A 23905-nucleotide genomic window follows, 5' to 3' on the forward strand; every position below is an offset into this window, starting at 1 on the left:
GCACCGCATCGCGTCGACGCGATGCGGTGCGGGCGCGCCGGTAGCGTCCCGTTTCAGAAGGATCGGAGTCGCGTTTCGGGGGAACGTCGTCCCGTTTCAGACGGCCGTCCCGCGTCAGTCGAGCGCCACGAGCCCGTCGTCGAGCATGTCACCGAGCACGTCCCGAGCGTGGCCGTCGGGGTCGACGCCCTCGTAGGCGGCCGTCACCTCGCCGTCCGCGAGGACGAACGTCGTGCGCGCGGCCGCGCCTCGGGAGGTGTCGACACCGAAGGCGTCGGCGATCTCGCCCTCGGGGTCGGCGAGCAGGTCGAAGTCGAGGTCGTACTCGTCGGCGAACGCCTCGTGGCTCTCGACGTCGTCGGTCGAGACGCCGTACACCGCGACGCCCGCGTCGCGGTAGCTCTCCAACTCCCGGTCGAACTGCTCGGCCTCGGTGGTGCAGCCGGGCGTGTCGTCACGCGGGTAGAAGTACAGCACCGTCGGCTCCGAGAAGTCGGGCGTCACTACCTCGGCGCGCTGGTTCTTGGCCTCGACCGCGGGCACGGGGTCGCCGGGTTCGAGCGTCATGGCCGAGGATTGCGGACCGAACGGGAAGGCGTTTGCGCTTGCCCGAGGTGGCTCGCGTGCTAACTGAGGCCGCTCGCGTGCTACCGGCGGTCGAGATAGTGACGATTTAGCTGATGTCGATCCGATGGGAGTCGTCGTCCTCGTCGCGTCGCTTCGGAAGCGTGACGGTCAGCACGCCGTTCTGGAACTCCGCGGTGACCCCGTCCTCGTCAACCTCCTCGGGGAGGACCACCGACCGGCTCACCGACTGGTGGCGCCGCTCCTTCCGAAGGTAGTGGCCGTCCTCGTCGTCGCTCTCCTCGGACTCCTCTTCCCGCTCGGCGCTGATCCGGAGTTCGTCGCCCCGGAGCGTCAGGTCGATCTGCTCGCGTTGGAAGCCGGGCAGGTCGGCGGTGACCACCAGTTCGCCGTCGTGGTCGGCCACGTCGACGGCCGCGCTTCCCCCGCCGGTCAGTTCGCCGAGTTGCGAGCCGCCCATCGACTCCTCGAACTGGCGGCTCATGCGGTTCATCATCTCCTCGATCTCCCGGAACGGATTTCTGCGTCCTGTCATTGTGTCCCCCGGGCGGTCGGTCGCCCGTTCGAGGTTCGACCCGCGCGTGCTTAAGAATTAGCGCTGGCCCGTCCTCCGAGTGGCGTCGGCGACGGGACGGACGGTGCGACCTCGCCAGCGAGACGACACAAAACCTATCGTCGTTCGACCGACAGCTGTAGGCACGATGTCGGCCCTGACCCGCCGCAGAGCCCTCCAACTCTGTAGCGTCGCGCTGGCAGGTGGTACTGCCGGATGCGCAACGAGCAGTCGGAATTCGTCGGTCGACCCGACGCTGAGCGAACTCGACGCGAACAACTACGACTTCCGTTCGTACACCGTCTCGGTCCTCGTCCTCGACGGCGACGAACCCGTGTACTCGGCGGAGAAGGAGATCGGGCCTGCTGAACCGGAGGAGTCCGATTCCTCAGAGGTCGCGCGGACCGGTGGGGCAAGGTTCGAGGGGTTTCCGACCGACGTCGGCGACTACGTGCTGTACGCGTGGCGGGACGACCAGCCGACCTCGGAGTGGGCGGCGTTCGACTTCCGCGAGTGGGACACCCCCTGTCTCGGACTCAATATCCAGATCGGCGACGTGACCGGCTCGCAGACCGGCGAGGTGTCCATCTGGTACACGAAAGATCCCGATCGGTGTCCGGCCGAGACCACGACGGCGTCCGAGTGACTACGTCGAGAAGCCGACCGGCTACACCACGTGCTCGGTGTCGTACGACCCAAGCCGCCGGACCCAGCCGTTCGACGCGAGCTCCTCGACTTCGGCGATGGCCGCCTGCGTGCGCTCCTCGTACAGTCCGGCCGCGAAGTCGACGTGGAACACGTAGTCGCCGAGTCGCTCGCCGCTCGGCCGGGACTCCACGCGAGTCAGGTTGATGTCGCGCTCGGCGAACGGTTCGAGCAGTTCGAGCAGGAGACCGGGGTAGTTGGCGTTCGGGTAGACGACCAGTGAGGACTTCCCACCAGCGTCCGAGCGCGCCTCGGGCGGCGCGACGACGAAGAAGCGCGTCGCGTTCGAGGTCCGGTCCTGGATGTCCCCGGCCACGACCTGCAGTGCCGGGTCGCCGTCGGCGTTCGCGGGGTGGCCGATGCCCGCCACGTCCGCGTTCTCGCGGGCGTACTCCACGCCACGAGCCGTGCTGGCGACCGCTTCGAGGTCGGCGTCGGGATAGTTGGATTCGAGGTAGCTCCGACACTGTGCGAGCGCCTGCGAGTGGCTCGCGACCACCGAGAACTCCTCGCCCTGTGCGAGCAGCGCGTGGCGAATCGGGGTGACGATCTCCCGGACAGCGGCGACCTCGTGGTCGGTCAGCGCGTCGAGCGTCTCGGTGACGCTGCCCTCGATGCTGTTCTCGATGGGGACCACGCCGCGCTCGTACTCCCCGTCGGCGACCGCCTCCACGATGGCGGTGACCGATTCGCGGAACGCCACCTCGTCGGCGACGGAACTGGCGGCCCGATGGGAGTAGGTCCCCTCCGGACCGAGCGTGACTGCTTCCATGTGGGGTCATTCTCGGTCGGGGACAAAAGGGCGTCGGGTGTAACAGAGCAACCTATTGTGAGGCAAATAAGAGTTATTCGCCGGGAAATAGAATACATGCAATTAAATGGGTGCATCAACCATGTGATAAACGTTCGATGTCGTCGTCGCTCCGCCCTGTACTGATTAAGGATGAGACCGGAAATTCAACTCGTGCGAACCATGTAGTTGGGGTAGATGAATCTGGGAATGACGCGTCTACAGGAGGTGTCTGCGTTACAGTAGCGGTTCGAACTCATCGCCGAAACGACTCGGTGCTTGTTCGAGCACTCATCGAGTCTGGACTAAAGCCGTTCAAATTCAAGTCTTCAACACTTGTGCGATACGGAGAAGTCAATATACAAGAACGGGAGAGGAACGTTGCCTCGTTTATTAACTCCCTTCAGGAAACTCCGATTACATGGACTGCAATTGTCTGTAAGGGTTCGTTCACACAACACGAACAGGCTACAGCCACAAGCATGGCCGCAAAGAAGGCGATTACTAGTGCTATTGGGCAAGCCGTCAACCCGGACAAAAATGAACCAGCCACGCTACTTCACGATGGGGCAATTGATAACTACAGGGAATACGAAAAACGACTAAGAGAGCAAGTAGCTGAGGACTTTGGGTCAAGCTTTCGACATGGTGTGTGTCCAGTCCATTTGACATTCCTACAAAACGCAGACAGAACATACCCACAGTCGAATGCAGCAGACTATATTGCAGGATATATTCGCTCAAAGCTTGAATCAACAGAGACGATCGGAACAATCGGACATAATAATATCAAAGAACTTGATCCTTCATGGGTACGTAACTCAGGAGAAACTTCAACAGTATACAAGCTCGCTGAATTAAAACCAATTCGGGAGATGGACACGCGTTCACGGGCGCTCAGTTGGCTAATGGGAAAGGGAATTCCTGTCAATCCAACACCGACCACACAAGACCCGTTCCGTGACCTTGTCTCTGAAATACCTGACAAAACTGTACGTGACTACCTACTTACAGAGATATGAAATCAGACCGGATGTCATTAGGCTGTGAGCTATTACCTCACTGCCCTCACCGATGCGGCGGCGCGTTACGCTAACCGCCAACATCGCATCCTCAACTATACCTAAGAACTTCACTTCACATAAACGCTTCCCTTAGGGGTTTGCCTTAACGTTATTTTGTTATGCGTAAGTGGAATAGTATTGTGGACATATGGGATTTTCATTTTCAAGGATGTCAATACTTGAAACACCTCAAAGTATATTTACGCCTGCCCTCCAGCCAAATTAACACCTATGGAAATAGTAATACCATAGGCCATAATCGTGATGACGTGCTGGAATCTTACATTTCATATATGGAAAAGAGGAGAACGACCCCGATAATGTTATAATACCCGAATGAAAATAAACAACTGTGTCAGAAAGCGAACGGCTCCGGATCGGTAGCGATACCCAGCTACAAGTATCTCCAGCGAACTTTTCGTCAGAGGACATTGATCGTTTGGAGAATATAGGGATTGTGCAGGATATAAGTATGCGAGGACAACGCGGCCCAGCAGGACGTCGAGTAGAAAGAGTAGAATTTGATCTCCAAGCAGTACGAGAGTTGGCATACGAGTACCAACTCCTATCACAAGTGGCAAGCCGAGTTGAAACGCAGATTCTTGAATGCTTCCGTTCATCTACGGAAACAACATTAACTACTTCGGAGATTGCAGAACAAATTGAGCGTCCTAAAACGAGTGTCAGCCGATCACTAGGTAGATTAGTTGAGAAGGAACAGTTGTCAAAAGTCCAGAGTGGGGTATATAGAAGAAAAGATTAGTGTTTCACATTCGCCATATATCGGTTTTATATCCGCCCCCTACATGTTTTACACTATAGGTTAGGAGTATTACCGATTCAGCGTGTGAATCGCGTGGCCCAGCGCATTCTCGGCGGCCTCCATCACGGCCTCGCCGAGCGTCGGGTGGGTGTGGACCGTCGAGGCCACGTCCTCCAGCGTCGCGCCCATCTCGATGGCGACCCCGAGTTCCGCGATCAACTCGGAGGCCTCCGGGCCGACGATCTGCGCGCCGAGCAGGAACCCGCTCGGCTCGTCCGCGACCACGCGGACGAAGCCGTCGGCGTGGTTCGTCGTGAGTGCGCGACCGCTGGCGCGGAAGGGGAACTGGCCGACCGCGGGCTCGAACCCCTCGTCCTCGGCCTCGGCTTCGGTCATCCCCACGGTGGCGATCTCGGGGTCGGTGAACACCGCGGCCGGGATGGCCTGGTGGTCCAGCGCCGAGGGCTCGCCCGCGATGACCTCCGCGGCGACCTGCCCCTCCGAGCTGGCCTTGTGCGCGAGCATGGGTTCGCCCGCCACGTCGCCGATGGCGAAGATGTGCTCGACCGCCGTGCGGGCGCGGTCGTCCGTCTCGATAAAGCCGTCCTCGTTCGGCTCGATGCCGGCGTTCTCCAGCCCGAGCGTGTCGGTGACCGGCTGTCGGCCGACCGCGACGAGGACCTTCTCCGCGCCGAACTCCGAGATCTCGCCGTCCTCGTCCTCGGTGCGGACCGTGATGCCGTCGCCCGACTCCTCCCACTCGCTGGCGGCCTCGCCGAAATGGAAGTCGATGCCGAGGTCCTCGGCGCGCTGCTTGACCGGGCGCGCGAGGTCGTCCTCGTAGCCCGGCAGGATGGAGTCGAGCATCTCCACGACGGTCACGTCGGTGCCGAGCTTCGCGAACACGCCCGCCAGTTCCATGCCGATGTAGCCCGCGCCCACGATGACGAGGCTCTCGGGCACCTCCTCCATGGCGAGCGCCTGCCGGGAGTCGAGTACGGGGTCGTCGTCGAACTCGAAGCCCGGCACCTCGATGGGTCGGCTTCCAGTCGAAACGATGGCGTGCTCGAACTCGACGGTCTCCGAACCCTGGCCCTCGCCGCCGTGGACGACCCGGGCCTTCTTCTCGCCGGCGAACTCCGCGCGGCCCTCCATCAGCTCGACGCCGTTGGCCTTGCAGAGCTTCTCGACCCCGCCCGTGAGCTGGTCGACCACGCCGTCCTTCCAGTCGACCATCTCGGGCATCTCGATCTCGGGGTCGGCGTAGATGCCCATCTCCTCGGCGTCGCCCGCCTCGTGGGCGAGGTCCGAGGCCGTAATCATCGCCTTCGACGGGATGCAGCCGTAGTTGAGGCAGGTCCCGCCGTAGGCGTCCTTCTCGACCAGCGTTACGTCGAGGTCGAGCTGGCCCGCGCGGATGGCGGCGACGTAGCCGCCCGGTCCTGCGCCGATTACTAACACGTCCGTCCCAGTCGAGATGTCTCCGACGACCATATGTTCGGGAAGTCGGCGGACAGGGTGAAAAATCAGGTGGATTCCGGAACGCGGACAGTACGTCGTGAAGCGCGTGTCGGAAGATGGGGACATTATCAGATATTAGAATAACAAAATTTATATTTATATAAACGTGTTTATTATTATTATTATGGAAGCCACGGACGAAGACACTTTAGTCGACGACGAGCGCGTGAACACGACCCGAAAGAGCCTGCTCGCGGAACTCGGACAAAAGTCCGACCGACGCGGGTTTCTAAAGCGCGCCTTCGGCGGCCTCGGAGTTACACTCGCATCGACGTTCGGAATTTCCGGAACTGCAGTCGGCCACGGTGTCGAGAAGAGAGACGAGCGGATGGCAGCCGCGAGTTCGTATCACGATACTGAGCGAGTTCGTCAGGCCCTCGAAACGAGCGCATTCGACACGCTTACACAGTTGTCGAACCGAGACTATCTTGACTCGGCGTCCGTCTCCGAGCTGCCCGTCGATGAGTTATACGAATCGGTCGAAGAGTTCGGGAGTGCATCCGAGGGCACGATGGTGTTTGGAGTACTCCGAGACGGAGATTCAACCGTCCGAATCGAGGTTAAAAGACGGGTCTCGCCGGGAGAATTAAAGGTGGTCGTTCTTCCCGAGCGAAACCGTAGTTTCGCGGTCGTTTCGGAAGAAGAGGTCGAATCGCCGTTTGACTCTATGAAGCGCAAAGAGACAATATCTACGTCGTCGGACTGCCTGTGTGGTGCCTGTTATCCGAATGACTACTGTGGAATCTCCTGTAGTCCAACCTCGTGTGGGTGCCTCGTGCATCACGTCCCGAGCGAATGTTGTAACGACTGCTGTTATACTGGTGACCCTTGCAACGGGTGTGCCGAGAGTTACTGCTAACACGAGGCAATGTAGCTACCCGTCGTGAACGAAGAATACCCATCGAAGCTCGTCTCGGTACGCTAACGGCGTTTCGTGGCGTTTGCTCGGGTTACTCGCCAGAGCTTTGGCGAGAACGTCGTCCACACGCTCCGGGAGGTCCGGGGAACGATCACTCGGTGGTACGAATGAGTGCTCGGTCGCACACTCACTGTCACCTTCGAAAGGGGGTTCGCCGGTAACGAGTCGGTAGGTGATTGCACCGAGCCGATACACGTCAGTTGACGCGCAAAGGGCGTCCGTTTCCGACGTGCGTTGTTCGGGGGCAACGTACGGGGACGTATCGTCGCCACAGAGTTGCCGGAATGGAACCACATCTACGAATGCATTTTCGGGGTTCGTGTCGGGAAGCAGAATATGATCGGGCGTAATACGTGTATGGACGATCCCATTCTGGTGTGCATGGTGAAGTGCCTCGCTCGCGGTCGAAAGTATCTCGATTCCCGTTTCGATACCAATCGCGTCGACTCTGTCGGCGAGACTTTCTCGGGTACTGTGGTTTAACACGATCCACGGCTCGGGAGCGGTTCCCCAACAACGGACGGATGCGATAGTATCGTGGTCGACGTTCGCCCATCTTTGGACGGTCTGCTCGAACTGCTCATCGAAATGAGGCGGTGGCGTCGTTCGCAAGCGCTTCAGCGTGACGGAGGTCTGTCCGTCCCCGGATCGTGGATACGCTTCGAACGTTTCGTGATGTTCTTCGGAGCGTATCCGCTCACCCAACTCGAAGTCGTCGGCACGTCTTTTCGGGGACGACTCTTCATCGTTCCCGGAGCTCTGTAACTGTCGATACGCGACCGTAGCACCCCCAGAACCGAGTAACAAGCCGCCCAGAACCAGTGTACCGGTACCAATATCCGTACTGATAATGTCGTTCGGAGGCGACACAAGAAACACAGTTCCGCGTGTCGTTCCGAAACAGACCGCAGTGTCGTCGATCAACCGGGGCGGCCACGCCACCGTCCCGTCGAAATCATACGTCCAGCGTCGACTCCCGTCCGAAGTCGAGAGGACGTGTACTCTCTCCTCGCCCCCAACTGCGATTCTGCCGCCAATACCCGTTCCGAGACGGGGAAACGACCCGGTTTCGGTTCGCCACTGCATCGTACCGTCGGCCGCAGAAACGGCATAAACGGTCCCGGTCGTCGTCGCCAGATAGATGTCCCCGTTAGCTCGCCGAACCGAACTCGTCAGCGCATCGTCCGCCACAAATTGCCACCGTTCCGTCCCGTCGGCCGGGGAGAGGCCGTAAACTCGTTTCCCGTCGTTGACCGCGACTAAATGCGGTGTAACTAACCCGGGGAACTGATTGCGCGTTCGAGACGTATGAAAGTGCCATCTCTCTGTACCATCGTCAGCCGAGAGCGCGAAGATACCGCTTTCGTCCCCACTGGTCGCCCACACGTAGAGCGTTCGGGATCGGTCCGACGACGGGACGACGTCAACGAGGTTCATCTTCGTGAACGAAGATTCGAATCCCGTTGGACTGCGGAACCGCCAACGCTCGGTACCGTCCGCCGGTGAAACCGCACGAACGGTACCCCGGTCGGTCGCGACGAACAACGTGTCCGAATCGGACAGTACATCCGAGTGGGACTGCGCGTCAAATGTGGATTGCCACTCTCCGGTCCCGGTCGTCGAGTGTGCCAAAAGAGTACCGCGATCTGCATCAGCGACGTACGTGGCCTCGTCAGATACCGCCAGAGCGTCTCCCCCGTTGAACGTCCAGCGGCGGGTTCCAGTGCGGAGATCGACCGCAGAGACGTTCTGCGTGGAATCGACGTAGAGCGTGTTTTCCCCGAGATTCTTCGCCCCGACGAACGGGTTTTCAGCGCTAATCCTCCACTGTTCGCTTCCGTCCTGAATCGAAAGGGCGGAGAGGCTCCGCTCGGTCGAGACGTAGACGTGTTCGTCGGTGACGACTAGCGGAGCCGCAAAGGAATCGTGCGCTGCCGTAACGCTCCACCGGACTTCCGGCGACGTGAACAACGCAGGGTCGAAACCCGTCGTTAGCCCAGACGGGAGGAGACTGCCGACAAAAGCTCTCCGGGAGAGTGTAGGAACAGAATCACTTCTACCCATGCGTAATCCCTCTTAGTATAACACGTAGTATCTTTTGGTTCACCACATGGGTCAATCGGGGGGTCGCCACCTCACGTCGCGTCTCGAAAGCAACGACAGGTGAACGAGTGTCGGAGAAACGTCGGCGAAGTGTGAACCAGGGTGAATCGAAAACGGAGTCAGTCCTCCGAGCCACCGTCAGAAAACGTCCGATTCGCGGCCAGCGTTCGATTCCGCAACCAGCTTCGCGAGAGGGACGGTCCGCGCGGTCCCGCTCAGAAACCGAGCCTCTCGCGGACGAGGACGACCGTCGTGCGACCCTCGTCGTTCTCGTACCGGTAGATGAGCTGTTTCGCAATCACGCTTCCCGCACCGTAGACCTCCTGAGCGCGGGCGTCTTCGAGCGGGTACGCCACGTTCTCGACGCGGTCGAGCGCGGCGTCGAGGTCGTCCACTATCTTGTTCGTCCCGCTGACGAGTAGCAGGTTCTCGGCCGCGAAGGGGTACGCGCCGACCCGACTCCCGGAGGCGTCGGCGGCGACGAGTTCGCCCGACTGCGCGATGGCGTTGATCCCGCCGAGGAAGTAGTCGGCGGTCTGGGCCTCACGTCTGGCGGTCGCGCGCGCTGCGTCGTCGTCGATAGCGAACACCTCGGCGTGGAGGTTCTCCCAGTCGTGGTCGCCCTCCGAGAGGTACTCGGCGAAGCCGATCTCCTCGAGCGTGGTCGAGTGGCCGTTCATCACCGACGAGCCCGCCGGAATCCGGGACTGCAGCGCTTCAAGCGCCTCGTCGGCCGAGTCGACGACCACGACCTCGAAGCCGCGGTCTTCGAGGTTCTCGACTGTCTCGTCGAGTTGGTCGTCGGTGAGGGATTCGTCCAGCGATTCGTCGTACGATACCTCGTCAGCGAAGGCTGCCTTGTCGTGTGTCATGAATATCACGAGCGACGAGTCGGCGGCGTCCGTTCGTGGGACCACCGACGCGCGCCGCTCTCGTCCGATAGAAATCGCCAGAGGGGCATAAGTACTCGCGGACACTCGCGTCACCCGATGACGCCGACGTTTGCAGGTGACGCGAGTGTGACCGGGGCGGCTGACAGGACCGGCGGGTCATACCACCCGTTCGACCTCGTACCCCGCGTCCCTGACCTTCCCGATGATGTTCTCGGCGTGGGCGGTCCCGCTCGTGACCACCTGAAACACGAGGTACGCCTCGCCGACGCGCAGGTCGTCCACGGCGCGGTCGTGGCGCACCGTCCGGATGTTCGCGCCCGTGTCGGCGATGATGCCCGAGAGCGTCGTCATCTCGCCGGGTTCGTCCTCGATGCGGACCCGGAGCCGGAGGAGCTGGCTGCGCTCGGTCAGCGCCTGCGTGAGCACGGTCTGGAGCATCGAGATGTCGATGTTTCCACCCGAAAGCACGGGCACCACGGTCTCGCCCGATACGTCGAGGTCCGCCGAAAGTAGCGCCGCGATAGCGGACGCGCCCGCCGCCTCCACGAGCTGCTTGGCGCGTTCGAGCAGGAGGAGCTCCGCGCGGGCGATCTCGTCGTCCGAGACGGTCACGACCTCGTCGACGTGGGCCTCGATGAGGTCGAGGGTCAGCTCCGAGATGCCGCCCGTGGCGATGCCATCCGCGATGGTCTTCGGCGAGTCGATGGAGGCCGGGATACCCTTGTCGAGGCTCTCGGGCACGGTCGCGGCCTGCTCGGCCTGCACGCCGACCACGCGAACGTCGGGCGCGAGTTCCGCCAGCGCGGCGCTGACGCCGCCGATCAGCCCGCCGCCGCCGATGGGGACGACCACGGTGTCGGCGTCGGGGACCTGCTCGTGAATCTCCACGCCGATGGTGCCCTGTCCCGCGACGATGGCCGGGTCGTCGTAGGCGTGGACGAACGCAGTCGCCTCGTCCTCGGTCAGCGACTGGGCGTACGCCATCGCGGACTGGAAGTCCTCGCCACGAAGCTCCACGTCCGCGCCGTACTCGCGGGTGGCCTCGACCTTGGCCTGCGGCGCGTTCTCGGGCATCACGATGGTCGAGTCGATGCCGGTCTTGGTCGCGGCGAGCGCGACCCCCTGCGCGTGGTTGCCCGCGCTCGCGGCCACGACGCGCTCGATGCCGCCGCGCTCGGCGACCTGCTGGAGCTTGTTGTACGCGCCGCGGGTCTTGAACGAGCCCGTGCGCTGGAGATGCTCCATCTTGAGGTGGACGTCCGCGTCGGTCATCTCGCTCAGCGACCGACTCCGGTCGACGCCCGTCTGCTGGACGACCGTCTCGTCGAATCGTTCGCGCGCCGCCTCGACGTCGTCGAGGGTGACTTCGGCCATGGTTGACAGTGTGTGAGGGAGTTTATATGAGTTTATCAGTGGGGTGGATCGGCTACTCGGCGAACGTCTCGACGAGCGACTCCTCGGAGTAGTTCTGGAGCGGGTGGTGACTGTCGAGTTCGCGTTCGATGATGAACGTGGAGTCGGTCCGAGCGACCGCGTCGAGTTCCTCGAAGTCGGAAACGAGCCGTTCGACGCTATCGCTGTCGGGAAGGCGTGCGAGCGCGATGAAGTCCGTTTCACCCATGGTGAAAAAGACCTTCGTCACGCCCTCGATCTCCGTGATAGCCCGACCGCTCTCGGTGTGGTACCGGTCGTCCTTCGTGAATATCTCTACCAGAATCGTCACCCCGAGTCCGAACTCGTCGAGATCGATGTCGAGGCGCTCGTTGTCGATGACGCCGGCCTCTCGAAGGCTGTTGACGCGATAGTGAACCGTCGAGAGAGGGATACCGGTCGCCTCGCTGACCGACTCCGTACTGGTCGTTTCGAGGTCTGCCAGCGACTTCAGGATCCGAATATCTTTCTCGTCCATGACGCGTGATACGCCAGTGACCTCGTAACTACTTCGAAATAGCTGGAGAATCCCGTTCTGATTCGGAACTATTTCATAGATATCGAAATCGAATCGAGTGATTGCCGAGAGAGTTCGATTATTCTCCATCCGGCGAGTAGCTGTGCGTGACACGAGATGTTCGAGGCGATCCGTACCAGACTCTACGTCCCCGCCAGTCTCGCTATCGTCGCTCTCGGCTTCCTCTGGGGAGCGGGATTCCCGGCGATAGACGTCATCGTCGCGCAGTTTCCGCCGCTCGGTGCCGCGGGCATTCGCTACGGCGTCTCGGGCTGTATCGTCCTCGCGTACGCAACGTTCGAGACGGACCGCCTGCTGCCGCAAACCCGGCGCGAACTCCTCAGCATCCTCGTCGTCGGCGGGTTCATGTTTGGCGGATATCAGGCTGGACTGTATCTGGGAATACAGTACGTCTCCGGCGCGGTCGCCTCCGTCGTGATAACGATGTCACCGGTCGTGGCCGCGTTGGTCGCCGTCCCGATACTCGGCGAGTCCCGCGGTTCCCTCGACGTTGCCGGGTTCTGTCTCGGGCTTATCGGGGTCCTCGTCCTCTCCAAACCCACGCCGGGTACGACCGCACTCTCGGCCACGGCGGCCGGGGTCGGACTCGTGTTCCTCGGAACGACGCTGTTCGCTGTCGGGTCGGTCGCAGTCCAGGTATTCGACGGCGGCCTGCCGACGGAGTCACTACAGGGATGGGCGATGCTCGTGGGAGCGGCGACGTTGTTCTCCGGAGGCGCACTCCGCGGGGAGTCGCTGCCACCACTGGGGAGCATATCGCCGGTCGTGCTCGGGTCGCTGCTGTACGTCACCCTGATCGGCGGGGCGGCCGGGTACCTCCTGTACTTTCGCCTCGTGCATCGCGTCGGCGCCACCGAGACGACGCTCGTGGCGTATCTCGAACCGGTCGCCGCGGCGGTGGTGTCGGTGCTGTTGCTCGGACGCGGCGTAGAGATCACCACGGTCGTCGGCTTCGTGGCGGTGGCTAGCGGGTTTACGCTCGTCAGTCGGCGGACCCTGCGACGGTCGGTCTCGAAGTTCCGGACCGCGGACGGTCGAGGACCCTGACGGTCGCCCGGTCGAAAACCGACCGGTCGAACGGCCCGGGCGAGCGAGAACGAGTCGGAAAGAGGGAGCCGGGCTACTCCAGCAGGAGCAGTTCCGGATTCTCCACGTACTCCATGAACGTGTTGGCGAACGCCGCGGCGTCGGCGCCGTCCACGATGCGGTGGTCGATGGTCAGCGAGATGGGCAGGGTGTGCTTCGCGACGACCTCGCCGTCCTCCACGACCGGCCGCTGTTTCAGCTCGCCGATACCAAGAATCCCGACTTCGGGGTAGTTGAGGATCGGCGTGGCGTACTCGCCGCCGATAGCGCCGAAGTTCGTGACCGTGAACGTCGAGCCCTGCAACTCGTCGCGGGTGATCGAGCGGTCACGGGCCTTCTGGACGACCTCGTTGACCTCGCTGGAGATCTGGAGCAGGCCCTTCTCGTCGACGCCGTCGACGACCGGCACCATGAGTCCGGCGTCGGTCGCAGTCGCCACGCCGACGTTGTAGTAGTTCTTGCGCAGGATCTCGCCGGCCTCCTCGTCGAGTTCGGCGTTTAGCTTCGGATGCTGCTTGAGCGCCGCGACGACCGCCTTCATGACGAACGGCATGTAGGTCAGCCGGATACCCTGGTCCTCGGACTTCGGCTTCAGGCGCTCGCGGGTCGCCACGAGGTCGTCGACTACCGCGGTGTCGTGGTGGGTGACGTGCGGTGCCGTGAACTTCGACTCGGACATCGCGTCGCCGATGGTCTTGCGGACGCCCTTGTACTGGATGCGCTCGACCGCGCTCGCCCCGGACGCGTCGGTCGCGGCCGCCTGCTCGGCCTGCGCGCGCTGGGCCTGCTGCTGGGCCTCGGCGTACTGCTGGACCGCCTCCTCGGTGACGAACGCCTCGCCGTCGCGCTCCTCCACTGCGGGTACGGCGTCGATGTCCACGCCCTGCTCGTCGGCGACACGGCGGGTCGCGGGCGCGGCCAGCGTGCGCTCGCGGTCGGCCGCCTCCATCGACGGACCGCCAGAGCCACCCGCCGCCGTCGTGGGCGACGGACCGCTCGTGCCACCAGCGCCGGAGCCGCCGGACGGCTCGGCAGCCGCCGACTCCGAGTCGGGGCCACCAGAATCGCCCGACCCCGAACCGAGGTCCGCGTCGTCGGCCGACTCGCCGTCGGTCGAGTCGTCGCCCTCCGCGGCGGCGCGCACGTCCCGCTCGGTCACGCGACCGCTCGGTCCCGAACCCTCGACCGCCGCGATCTCGATGCCCAACTCGCGGGCGAGGCGGCGCGCGCTCGGCGCGGCGAAGACGCGGCCTTCGCCGGTCGAGACCTCATCGGCACTGGCCTCGGAGACCGTCTCCTCGGTCGCCTCGCCCTGCGTCGTCGCCTGCTCGGATTCGGCCGCTGCTCCGGATTCGGCGCCGCTTTCGCCGGACTCGGCGGCCCGCTGGGCTTCGCCCTCCGTCTGTTCTTCGACCGGTTCGCCCTCCACGTCGAAGGTGATGATGACCGAGCCGACCTTCACCATCTCGCCCTCGTCGGGGATTATCTCGCGGACCGTCCCGTCGACGGGCGCGGGCACCTCCACGATGGCCTTGTCGGTCTCGACTTCCGCGACCGGCTGGTCCTCGGTGACTGCGTCACCCTCCTCGACCAGCCAGGTGACAATCTCGCCCTCGTTGATGCCCTCGCCGACGTCGGGCAGCTTGAACTCTCGGACCATGTTAGAAGTCCACCGCGTCCCGGATGCCCTCCTTGATGCGGGCGGGTTCGGGCAGGTAGTAGTCCTCGAGCGCGTACAGCGGGAACGGGGTGTCGAACCCGGTGATGCGCTCGACCGGTGCCTCCTGATACAGCAGCGCCTCCTCCTGGATGGTGGCGGCGATCTCGCCGGCGAGACCGCCCGACTTCGGGGCCTCGTGGACCACGGCGGCCCGACCCGTCTTCTCGAACGACTCGACGATGGTCTCCTCGTCGAGCGGCGAGACGGTCCGAAGGTCGACGACCTCCACGTCGATCTCGCCCTCCAGCTGCTCGGCGGCTTCGAGCGTCGGGCGGGTCATCGCGCCCCACGTGAACACCGAGATGTCCGACCCTTCCGTCCGGACCGCCGCCTCGCCGAGCGGCACCTCGTAGGAGTCGGTCGGCACGTCGCCGCGGAACGCCCGGTAGATGAGCTTGGGTTCGAGGAACATCACCGGGTCGGGGTCACGGATGGCCGAGATGAGCAGCCCCTTCGTGTCGTAGGGCGTGCTGGGGATGACGACCTTCAGGCCCGGCTGGTGGGCGAAGAACGCCTCCGTGGACTCGGAGTGGTGCTCGGGCGCGCGGATACCGCCGCCGTACGGCGCGCGAATGACCATCGGGCAGGTGAACCGGCCGCGACTCCGCGTTCGCAGGCGTGCGGCGTGGCTCACGATCTGATCGAACGCCGGATAGATGAACCCGAGGAACTGGATCTCGGGCACCGGCTTCAGGCCGTAGGCCGCCATCCCGATGGCGGTGCCGACGATACCGGACTCGGCAAGCGGCGTGTCGATGACCCGGTCCTCGCCGAACTCCTCGTAGAGGCCATCGGTCGCGCGGAACACGCCGCCGTTCTTGCCGACGTCCTCGCCCATCACGAGCACGTCGTCGTCCTGCTGCATCTCGGTGGCCAGTCCGTCACGCACCGCTTGAACCAGCGTGAGGTTCTCGGTCTCTTGGTCTTGGGTTGCCTGTTGACTCATAGATTAGTCCTCCAGAAGTGCGTCGTCACCGTGCTCGTCTCGGATGCGCTCGAACCGGTCGTACTGCTCGCGGAGCCGGCGCGGCATGTCTGCGTACACGTGCGCGAATATCTCCTCGGGATCGGGGCGCTCGACCTCCTCCGCGGCGTCGATGGCGTCCGCGACCGACGCCTCGATCTCGTCTTCGATCTCCGCGACAGTCTCCTCGTCGAGGACGCCGCGGTCGCGCAGGAACGCCTCCAGCCGCGGGATGGGGTCTTTCTGCTTCCACTTCTCGACCTCGTCGTCTGTCCGGTAGACCGACGGGTCGTCGGCCGTGGTGTGGGCCCCGAAGCGGTACTGGACCGCCTCGACGAGCGTCGGCCGGAGTTCGTCCTCGCCGGGATTCTTGGCCTTCTCGACGGCGTCCTTCGTCACCTTGTACACCGCGAGGGGGTCCATCCCGTCGACCTGCACGCCCTCGAAGCCGTACGCCTGGGCCTTCTGGGCGATCGTCTCACTGGCGGTCTGGCGCTCGCGCGGGACCGAGATGGCCCACTGGTTGTTGTTACAGAAGAACACCGCGGGGGCGTCGAACACGCCCGCGAAGTTCATCCCCTCGTGGAAGTCGCCCTCGCTGGTCGCGCCGTCGCCGAAGTAACAGAGGAACGCTTTCTCTTCGCCCTGCAGCCGCGACGCCCACGCCGCGCCGGTCGCGTGAGGAATCTGGGTCGCGATCGGCACTGCGACGGTGAAGATGTTGGACTCGCCGGGGACGGCGTTGCCGTCCTCGTGACCCATCCAGTACTGGAGGGTCTGCTCGAGCGAGAGTCCGCGGATCATCGCCGCGCCGTGTTCGCGGTAGCTGGGGAACAGCCAGTCGTCGTTACCGAGCGCGTGCGCGCTCGCGACCTGCGCGGCCTCCTGCCCCGACAGCGGCGGGTAGGTTCCCATCCGGCCCTGCCGGTTGAGCGAGACGGCTCGCTCGTCGAAGTGGCGGACCAGCTTCATCTCGCGGTACATGTCCAGCATCTCCTCGTCGGAGATATCGGGGACGTCCGCGCCCTCTACTACGTTCCCGTCCTCGTCCAGGATCTGTACCTTATCCTGGGGGTCTCGGTGTACGATGCTCACGGTCGAACCCATCCTGACATGTTCAATAGGTCACCCGGAGGCGTAATAGGGTTTTCGTAACCAACTTTCCATAGGTACGATTCTTGGGGTGCGTTCCCACCCGAACATCCACTTTCCGCGCCCAAATCCTGTATTCCTAAACTTTTTCGAGATAGAACCGTCGTCCACCGAACGGTACTGGACTTTCGACGGGGTAGGTTGAACGAACAGCAATTATTTCGGGAACCGAAAGTGAAGTGTTAACAGTGGTCAGGCAACCGCAGAATCGGCGATATGCAGGACGAAACGGGGGACCGTCCGAGGCTGCTGCGCCGCCTCGCGCCTCGCGGCTTACGGCTCCGCCGTTCGCCGACACGGAGGCCCTGCGGGCCTCGCGGGTCGTCGCTTTGCTCCTCCCCGCTCGGTCAGTCCGAGGCGGGTACGCCGCCTCGCGCCTCCCGACGCGCCTGCTCGACCGACTTGCCGTCCCGCACCACGGCGTCGACGAACAGTTCGCCGGCCTTGTACGACGACCGAACCATCGGTCCGCTGGCGCAGTAGAGGAAGCCGAGTTCGTCCTCGGCGACCCGCCGCCACGTGTCGAACTTAGCGGGGTGGACGTACGTCGACACGTCGAGGTGCTCGCGCGACGGCTGGAGGTACTGGCCGAGCGTCACCACGTCCACGTCCGCCTCGCGGAGGTCGCTCAGGGTCTGGTACACCTCGTGGTCGTACTCGCCGACGCCGAGCATCAGGCTGGTCTTGGTGTACACGTCGGACTCGCGCTCGACCTGTTCGAGGACCGCGAGGCTCTGCTCGTAGCCGGCGCGCGGATCCCGGACCGGCTGCTGGAGGCGCTCGACGGTCTCGACGTTGTGCGCGATCACGTCCGGCTCGGCGTCGATGATCTTCTGAATCAGCGCCTCTTCGCCCTGGAAGTCCGGGATCAGGACCTCGACGAGGATCGAGGGATCGCGCTCCTTGATCTCCCGGATCGTTTCGGCGAAGTGGGCCGCGCCCTGCCCCTCCAGATCGTCGCGGTCGACCGACGTGAGCACGACGTAGTCGAGGCCGATCTCCGCGACCGCGCTGGCGACGTTCGCAGGCTCGTCGGGGTCGAGGGGCTGTCCGCCGCCGGTGTCCACGTCACAGAAGCCGCAGTTGCGGGTGCACTGGTCGCCCATCAGCATGAACGTCGCGGTGCCGCCGGAGTCGGAGTTCTTGCCGCTCCAGCACTCGCCCAGATTCGGGCAGTTGGCCTCCTCGCAGACCGTGTTGAGGTCGTGGTCCCTGAGCGTCTGCTTGATGCCCGTGAACTCCTGGCCCGACGGCGGCCGCATCTTCAGCCAGTCGGGTTTCCGGCGACGGCTCATTGACCGGGTGTTGGATTCGGGTGGTGAAAAGGATAGGGTATTCGGGCAATCGCGTCGACGCTCATCGTCTGACCTCTATTATTTCGACTGTCCACTATTATTAGTCGATTCGGCGCGCACGAGCAGTAGCGCGGCGCGAAGCGCCGCGAAAGCGAGCGGTGCAACCGCGAGCAACGCGCGCGAGGGACGAGTAACGCAACGGAGCGAAGCGGAGTGAGTAACGCAGGAGGCTGGGGAGGACGAGGCGCGGTGTTGTTGCCGTGCGGTCGTGCCGAGGCGCAAGCAGAAGCTAGCTGACTCGATTACGCCATAATTGCAGTCACAGTTGCTGTGCAGTCGCAGTGCTCAGTGACACAAGTAGAACCACTCACGCAACCGAAATCGCCACCCGAAATCCCGTGCAACGAACCGGAACGTGGTACGATGGCCTTCCGCGTTCCTAAGGAGCGAATAACAAAGCCCGTCGAACGCCAACCACCGAGCATGAACACCAACTTCCTCGACTGGCTCGCCATCGTCCTCGTCGTCGTCGGCGCGGTGACGTGGGGCATCCTCGGCGTGACCGGGCTGACCGGCGACCCCGTGAACGTCGTGAACGTGGTTCTCGACCCCATCTTCCAGCCCGGCCCCGCCGAGACCGTCGAGTACCTCATCTACGTGCTCGTGGGCGCGTCCGGCATCTACCTGCTGTACACCGCCTCCAAGATGGCGCGAGCGAGTCGGCGAGCCACCCGCGAGCGACGCCGGCGCGACGCCACGCGAACCGACTCCCGGACCGACCAGAGCGACGCCGGGACCGACAACACCGAGTCCTGACGACGGAGCGGGGTTTGAGGTTCGTGCGGTCGAATTTTACGCAGCCGAGTTTTACGTGGCCGGGGTCGAGTGAGTAGGACGGCTGGATAATCGAACGGAGCTAGCTTCAGCTTGAGCCTAGGCGCGACCGCACCGCAACCGCAACCGCGGGCCTCTCGGACCTCCCCAGCCTCGGCGGTCGCATAAAAGCGACCGCCTCCCTCGCGCACTAGGGCGCCAAGGAGAAAGATACACCGAGCGCGGTCCTGCTGACCGGATCACCGAGCGCGTCCCTGACGGTTAGGACACCGAGCGCACGCTACCGATAGAGTCACCGGGCGCGACTTGCTGAAAGAGCGGCCATCAGAAATCGACGACGGACGCGCTACTCGTCGTCCTGCCCATAGCTCTCGAACTTCTCGGCCACCTCGCCCATCTCCTCGGCGCTCAACTCGACCGGGGTCCCGAGCGCGCGGGCCTGACAGTAGATTCGGGCCGTGTACTCCACGTTGACGGCCGTTTCGAGCGCGGCGTCGGCGTCCTCGCCCGTGACGAGCAGGCCGTGATTGGCGAGCAGGCACGCCTCGGCGTCGGCCTCGCGCATCGCTTCGACCGCGTTCTCGGCGAGCGCTTCCGTGCCGTAGGTCGCGTAGTCGGCGACCGGGACGGTCGTGCCGGCCAGCGCGAGCATGTAGTGGACCGGCGGGATCGGCTCGTGGAGGATGGCGAGCGTCGAGGCCCACGGCGAGTGGGTGTGGACGATGGCTCCCGGCTCGAACTCTCGGTAGATGGCGGTGTGCATCGGCGTCTCGCTCGACGGCGCGGCCGCCCCTGCGACCTGCTCGCCCGCGAGCGAGACGACCGGCACATCGGGGGCCTCGATGCGGTCGTAGGCGACCCCGGTCGGCGTGACGGCGAACCGGTCGTCCCGGCGGACGCTCAGGTTGCCCGTCCGGCCGGGCGTGAGTGAGATCAGGTCCGACGCGCGCGTGGCGACGGCGCGGCGTTCCGCTCCGAGCATGGATACGTTCGGCCAATGGCGGGGTACCTATATATTCTCCCCGGCCCGATGCGTGACAGGATGTCGTGGCTTTTCGTGACTCGTCGCGCTTCGAACCTAATACGTATCGAAGAAATTATAAGTGATTACATAATTCTATCACCAATATAGACGGGTAAACAATGGTCGACGCCTCGCGCGAGGAGATTACCGAGGGTTCGCTCGTTCGGTCACTGCTTGTTCTCGCAGCGCCGCTCGTGGTCCAGAACCTCGTGCAGGTCGTCCAGAACGTGGTCGACACCTTCTGGGTCGGACGCCTCGGCGAGAACGCGGTCGCCGCCGTGGGGCTCAACTTCCCGATCATCGCGCTCGTCGGGAGCGCCGGGATCGTCATGCTCACCGGGACGCAAGTGCTCGTCTCTCAGCGCATCGGCGCGGCCGACCAGCACGCCGCCCGCCGGGCGGCCTTCCACGGAGTCACACTCTCCCTCGGCGTCGGGGTCATCGTCACCGCCCTCGTCGCGCTCAACGCGGGCACCATCGTCGAGGTCGTCGTGTCCGGCGACGAGGTCGTCCCGCTCGCCACCGAGTACCTCGCGACGTACATGCTCGGCTACACCGTCATGGCGATGAGCGACGCTCTCGAAGGCGGGTTCGTCGGGTGGGGCGACTCGCGGGCCGCGATGTACTCGAACGTCGCCGCGGTCGTCGTCAACCTCGGGCTCGACCCGTTCCTCATCCTCGGCTGGGGGCCGTTCCCCGAGCTGGGGGTCGAGGGCGCTGCGCTGGCGACCGTGGCCGGCTACACCGTCGGATTCGCCATTGCGCTGGCGCTGTATCTCCGCGGTCGCGACGGCTACCGGTTCACCCGCCGGGCGGCCGGCTTCGACCTCGCGGAGTACCGTGAGATCCTCGACATCGGGCTCCCGCGCGGGGGACAGATGGTCGCCAGCCAGTCGGTCCGGATCCTCATCATCGCGGTCGTCTCGGCGGTGAGCGGCCCGGCCGGGCTCGCGGCCTACACCATCGGCGCGCGGGTCGCCGCGGTCGCGTTCATCCCCGCGCAGGGTCTGTCCGGCGCAGCCCAGAGCATCGTCGGACAGAACCTCGGGGCCGACAACCCCGGCCGCGCCCGCCGGACGACGTGGATCGGGGCGGCCGTCGCGGCGGGCGCGCTCGGCTTCGCGGGACTCCTCCAGTGGTTCGGGCCGGGGCTCATCGTCAACGTCTTCGTCGAGGACATGACGCCCCAGGGCTTCGCGCTGAGCGTCGACTACCTGAAGATCCTCGCGCTCGGCTACTGGGCCATCGGCGCGATGTACATGTTCAACGCCGGGTTCAACGGCGCGCGCCGGACGAAGGTGAGCATGGTCGCCGACCTGCTGAAGTACTGGGCGGTTCGACTCCCCATCGCCGCCGCGGGCGCACTGCTGCTCGATTACGGCGTCCACGCGGTGTTCTGGGCGGTCACCATCTCGAACGTCGTCGGCGCGGTGGGTGCAGCCCTGTACTACTACTACACGACGAACAACGGCATGCTCGAGCGGGCCGCCGAGCAGGCCAGCGGTGCCAGCGCGGACTGACGTCTTCTACTGCCGACACCGTCGAGAAGTCGAAGACCTACGCCACCTGGACCGTCCGCCAGTCGGTGGTCGGGAGCAGCGGGAGTTCCGGAAACGCGACCTCGACTTCGTAGGCCATCTCGTCGTCGCTCCCACCGAAGACGCCGACCGGGACGGTCGTCTCGCCGTCGAGGTACGTCGACGTCGCGGTCATCTCGACGCCGTTGACCGTCACCCGGACCGCGGCCTGCCCGCCCGCACCGTCGTTGCGGACCGTCACCTCGCGCATGTCGTTCTCGCCGCGGGGGACCGAATCCGGGAACGCGCCCCACTCGATCTCGATCCGGGGCAGTTCGCGAGCGCTTTCGAGCACCGCCTCGGCGACCCCCGCCGACAGGCCCGCGTCCACGAGACCGTCTTCCCCGGCGGCGCGAACGTCCGCGGGCGTAGCGATGCCTTCTTTCGCCAGCTTGCTCGCGCGGCCCGACCCCACGCCGTCGATGGCCGTGAGGCCGACCGCCTCCGCGCTCACGCCGTGTTCGATGCGGGCCTCGACCCGGCGGGCGAGGTTGGCGGCTCGCGGCCTGTCGAACCGGTCGAGGAACGCCCGGAGGGCAGCGAGCAGTCGGAGCGCGTTCTGCTTGATAACCCACGAGTCCGAGCGGAGTTCGGCGGGCGTCGAGCCCGACATCGTGGCGTCGAGGATGGCGAACACCTTCCGTGGACCGGGGTCGAGGTCGTCGGCGTCCCGGCCCGCCAGTACGGAGCCGACCGCCTCGCGCTCGGACTGGCGGGCGCTCACGCTGTCGAACTCCGCGGCGTCCGCGACGGTTCGGAGCACGTCGACGGTCCCGACGACTTCGCGGTCGGCGAGGTCGGAGAACTCCTCGGCGGTGTCGAGCCGGAGGTAGAACTTCGAGGCGAGTCGGCCGCGCGGGGTGGCCGAGACGCCCAGATCGTCGCCGATTGCCACGAAACCCCGCCGGTCGAGCCGGTCGAGCGCCGACCGGACGTGGTCGCGGAGGTCGGCCCGAACGTCGTCGAGACCGTACGCTTCGGGCTCCGAACGGGCCCGGACGTAGTAGTAGGTGGTTTCGAGCCAGTCCATCACGTCGCCCAGGTCCCGGATGGTGCCCATCGCGATCTCGGCGTTGAGGTGGGCGTCGAGGTCGTCGGCCAGTCTGGACTCGATCTCTTTGCCCTCCCGGAGGAGTCGGCGGTACTTGTCGGCCTCCGCGCGGTCGGTGACGACCCAACCGTAGCCCACGTCGTCGTACTCCGGGCGTCCGGCCCGGCCGAGCATCTGGAGCACGTCGAGCGGGCTCATGTCGACCTCGCCTTCGAGCGGGTCGTGGATCTTCGTGTCCCGGAGCACCACGCACCGGGCGGGCAGGTTGACGCCCCACGCCAGCGTCGAGGTCGAGAAGAGGAGGTCTATCTTGCCCTGCTTGAACCACTCCTCGACGCGGTCCTTGTCGGCCTTCGAGAGGCCCGCGTGGTGGAACGCCACGCCGTCGAGCACGGACTTGCGGAGCGTGTCGTTCTGGAGGTCGCTCGCGTCGTTGTGGAGGTCGTAGTCGCCGCGGGCCCCCATCGGGATGTCGCGCTCGGCCACCTCATCGCGGGCCTTCTTGGCGGCCTGCACGGTGTCCTGGCGGGAGGAGACGAACACGAGCGCCTGCCCGTCGTCGCGGATGTGTGGCTCGGCGAGGTCGAGCGCACGGTAGAGTCGGCGGTACTTGTCCGCGAACGAGTTGTCGCCGTGGGTGTACGTCTCGACGCCCGAGTGGAGGTCGACCGGTCGGTAGTCGTCGCCGAACTGGAACGTGGTCTCCCGTGGCGCGTCGAGCCAATCGGCCACGTCCGAGACGTTCGGCATCGTGGCCGAGAGCGCGACGACTCGCGGGTCGCAGAGCCGCCGGAGTCGCGAGACGGTGACTTCGAGGACGCTTCCGCGCTTGTCCGAGTCGAGCAGGTGGACCTCGTCGATGACGCAACAGTCGACCTCGCGGATGAACGCGTACCGGCGCGAGTCGTGCTTCCGAGTGGCCGAATCGGCCTTCTCGGGCGTCATCACGAGGATGTCTGCGCGCTCGGCCCGTCGCGGGTTGAGGTCGCGCTCGCCCGTGACGACGTACACCGAGTAGCCCAGATCCTCGAAGCGCTCCCACTCGCTCTCCTTCTCGTTGGTCAGCGCGCGCATCGGCGCGACGAAGAGGGCGGTGCCGCCGGCCTGCAGCGTCCGACAGATGGCGAGTTCCGCCAGCGCGGTCTTCCCGCTGGCGGTCGGCGCGCTCGCCACCACGTTCTCGCCGGTCTCGACCAGCGCCTCGACGACCTCCCGCTGCATCGAGTTGAACTCCTCGAACGGGAACACGTCGACGAACTCCGGGTCGGGGACGGCCTCGGCGACTTCCATCGTTCGTCTCACGGCGTCGAGACGGGAAAGGCGTTTCTCTATGGTCG

At 64.4% G+C, this 23905-nt stretch carries 21 protein-coding genes; 7 read left to right on the forward strand and 14 right to left on the reverse strand.

Features of this window, described 5'->3' with window-relative positions; genetic code table 11:
• Positions 1-114 precede the first annotated feature (114 nt).
• On the reverse strand, positions 115-567 hold the full coding sequence (locus DPQ64_RS12995; RefSeq protein ID WP_115864756.1) for a peroxiredoxin: 453 nt from the start codon (positions 565-567) through the stop codon (positions 115-117).
• A 106-nt stretch (positions 568-673) separates the two neighbouring features.
• A complete protein-coding gene (gene hsp14, locus DPQ64_RS13000) occupies positions 674-1120 on the reverse strand; it encodes an archaeal heat shock protein Hsp14 (protein WP_115864757.1) in 447 nt (148 codons plus the stop codon).
• A 166-nt stretch (positions 1121-1286) separates the two neighbouring features.
• Here hsp14 and DPQ64_RS13005 point away from each other — a divergent pair, with 166 nt between their 5' ends.
• A complete protein-coding gene (locus DPQ64_RS13005; protein ID WP_115864758.1) occupies positions 1287-1784 on the forward strand; it encodes a hypothetical protein in 498 nt (165 codons plus the stop codon).
• A gap of 21 nt (positions 1785-1805) precedes the next feature.
• On the opposite strand, the gene pheA is transcribed toward DPQ64_RS13005, so the two are convergent.
• Entirely contained in the window at positions 1806-2615 is an 810-nt protein-coding gene (gene pheA / locus DPQ64_RS13010; protein ID WP_115864759.1) for a prephenate dehydratase, read from the reverse strand.
• A 137-nt stretch (positions 2616-2752) separates the two neighbouring features.
• Between pheA and DPQ64_RS18855 the strand changes: the two genes are divergently transcribed.
• Together DPQ64_RS18855 and DPQ64_RS19935 are read left to right on the forward strand one after the other, a co-directional pair.
• The gene (locus DPQ64_RS18855; RefSeq protein WP_232820574.1) at positions 2753-3655 is read left to right on the forward strand and encodes a hypothetical protein; all 903 of its coding nucleotides are present in this window, start codon (positions 2753-2755) and stop codon (positions 3653-3655) included.
• A 514-nt stretch (positions 3656-4169) separates the two neighbouring features.
• The gene (locus DPQ64_RS19935; protein ID WP_115864760.1) at positions 4170-4460 is read left to right on the forward strand and encodes a helix-turn-helix domain-containing protein; all 291 of its coding nucleotides are present in this window, start codon (positions 4170-4172) and stop codon (positions 4458-4460) included.
• Between the two features lie 69 nt (positions 4461-4529).
• Here DPQ64_RS19935 and lpdA read toward each other — a convergent pair whose 3' ends face one another.
• Positions 4530-5954, reverse strand: a complete 1425-nt coding sequence (gene lpdA, locus DPQ64_RS13020) for a dihydrolipoyl dehydrogenase (protein ID WP_115864761.1) — start codon at positions 5952-5954, stop codon at positions 4530-4532.
• 151 nt (positions 5955-6105) lie between these two features.
• On the opposite strand from lpdA, the gene DPQ64_RS18860 reads away from it, so the two are divergent.
• Positions 6106-6840 (forward strand): hypothetical protein, encoded by a 735-nt coding sequence (locus tag DPQ64_RS18860; RefSeq protein ID WP_157971702.1) that lies wholly within the window; start codon positions 6106-6108, stop codon positions 6838-6840.
• 15 nt (positions 6841-6855) lie between these two features.
• Here DPQ64_RS18860 and DPQ64_RS13025 read toward each other — a convergent pair whose 3' ends face one another.
• From DPQ64_RS13025 to DPQ64_RS13040, 4 genes are all read right to left on the reverse strand, one after another.
• Positions 6856-8964: an outer membrane protein assembly factor BamB family protein gene (locus DPQ64_RS13025; RefSeq protein ID WP_115864762.1), complete on the reverse strand. Its 2109-nt coding sequence runs from the start codon at positions 8962-8964 to the stop codon at positions 6856-6858.
• Positions 8965-9218: 254 nt separating this feature from the next.
• A complete protein-coding gene (locus tag DPQ64_RS13030) occupies positions 9219-9875 on the reverse strand; it encodes a lactate utilization protein (protein ID WP_115864802.1) in 657 nt (218 codons plus the stop codon).
• Between the two features lie 177 nt (positions 9876-10052).
• Positions 10053-11270, reverse strand: a complete 1218-nt coding sequence (ilvA, locus tag DPQ64_RS13035; protein WP_115864763.1) for a threonine ammonia-lyase — start codon at positions 11268-11270, stop codon at positions 10053-10055.
• 52 nt (positions 11271-11322) lie between these two features.
• Positions 11323-11805 carry an Lrp/AsnC family transcriptional regulator gene (locus DPQ64_RS13040; protein ID WP_115864764.1) on the reverse strand — a complete coding sequence of 161 codons (483 nt, stop codon included), beginning with the start codon at positions 11803-11805 and terminating at the stop codon, positions 11323-11325.
• 156 nt (positions 11806-11961) lie between these two features.
• On the opposite strand from DPQ64_RS13040, the gene DPQ64_RS13045 reads away from it, so the two are divergent.
• Positions 11962-12912, forward strand: coding sequence for a DMT family transporter (locus DPQ64_RS13045; protein ID WP_115864765.1), 951 nt, complete (start codon positions 11962-11964; stop codon positions 12910-12912).
• A gap of 73 nt (positions 12913-12985) precedes the next feature.
• On the opposite strand, the gene DPQ64_RS13050 is transcribed toward DPQ64_RS13045, so the two are convergent.
• The 4 genes from DPQ64_RS13050 to lipA all read right to left on the reverse strand — a co-directional run bounded on the left by DPQ64_RS13050 (position 12986) and on the right by lipA (position 18082).
• The gene (locus DPQ64_RS13050; protein ID WP_115864766.1) at positions 12986-14611 is read right to left on the reverse strand and encodes a dihydrolipoamide acetyltransferase family protein; all 1626 of its coding nucleotides are present in this window, start codon (positions 14609-14611) and stop codon (positions 12986-12988) included.
• A 1-nt stretch (position 14612) separates the two neighbouring features.
• Entirely contained in the window at positions 14613-15617 is a 1005-nt protein-coding gene (locus tag DPQ64_RS13055) for an alpha-ketoacid dehydrogenase subunit beta (protein ID WP_115864767.1), read from the reverse strand.
• A 3-nt stretch (positions 15618-15620) separates the two neighbouring features.
• Positions 15621-16730 (reverse strand): pyruvate dehydrogenase (acetyl-transferring) E1 component subunit alpha, encoded by a 1110-nt coding sequence (pdhA, locus tag DPQ64_RS13060; protein WP_115864803.1) that lies wholly within the window; start codon positions 16728-16730, stop codon positions 15621-15623.
• A 404-nt stretch (positions 16731-17134) separates the two neighbouring features.
• Entirely contained in the window at positions 17135-18082 is a 948-nt protein-coding gene (gene lipA, locus DPQ64_RS13065) for a lipoyl synthase (RefSeq protein WP_115864768.1), read from the reverse strand.
• A gap of 483 nt (positions 18083-18565) precedes the next feature.
• On the opposite strand from lipA, the gene DPQ64_RS13070 reads away from it, so the two are divergent.
• The gene (locus DPQ64_RS13070; RefSeq protein ID WP_157971703.1) at positions 18566-18898 is read left to right on the forward strand and encodes a DUF378 domain-containing protein; all 333 of its coding nucleotides are present in this window, start codon (positions 18566-18568) and stop codon (positions 18896-18898) included.
• A gap of 364 nt (positions 18899-19262) precedes the next feature.
• Here the strand turns inward: DPQ64_RS13070 and DPQ64_RS13075 are convergent, their stop codons facing one another.
• Positions 19263-19898, reverse strand: a complete 636-nt coding sequence (locus DPQ64_RS13075; protein WP_115864770.1) for a class II aldolase/adducin family protein — start codon at positions 19896-19898, stop codon at positions 19263-19265.
• A 161-nt stretch (positions 19899-20059) separates the two neighbouring features.
• Between DPQ64_RS13075 and DPQ64_RS13080 the strand changes: the two genes are divergently transcribed.
• A complete protein-coding gene (locus DPQ64_RS13080; RefSeq protein ID WP_115864771.1) occupies positions 20060-21460 on the forward strand; it encodes an MATE family efflux transporter in 1401 nt (466 codons plus the stop codon).
• A gap of 37 nt (positions 21461-21497) precedes the next feature.
• Here the strand turns inward: DPQ64_RS13080 and DPQ64_RS13085 are convergent, their stop codons facing one another.
• The gene (locus DPQ64_RS13085; RefSeq protein WP_115864772.1) at positions 21498-23858 is read right to left on the reverse strand and encodes a DEAD/DEAH box helicase; all 2361 of its coding nucleotides are present in this window, start codon (positions 23856-23858) and stop codon (positions 21498-21500) included.
• Positions 23859-23905: the final 47 nt, after the last annotated feature.

The organism is Halorussus litoreus, from assembly GCF_003382685.1.
GTDB classification, from domain to species: domain Archaea; phylum Halobacteriota; class Halobacteria; order Halobacteriales; family Haladaptataceae; genus Halorussus; species Halorussus litoreus.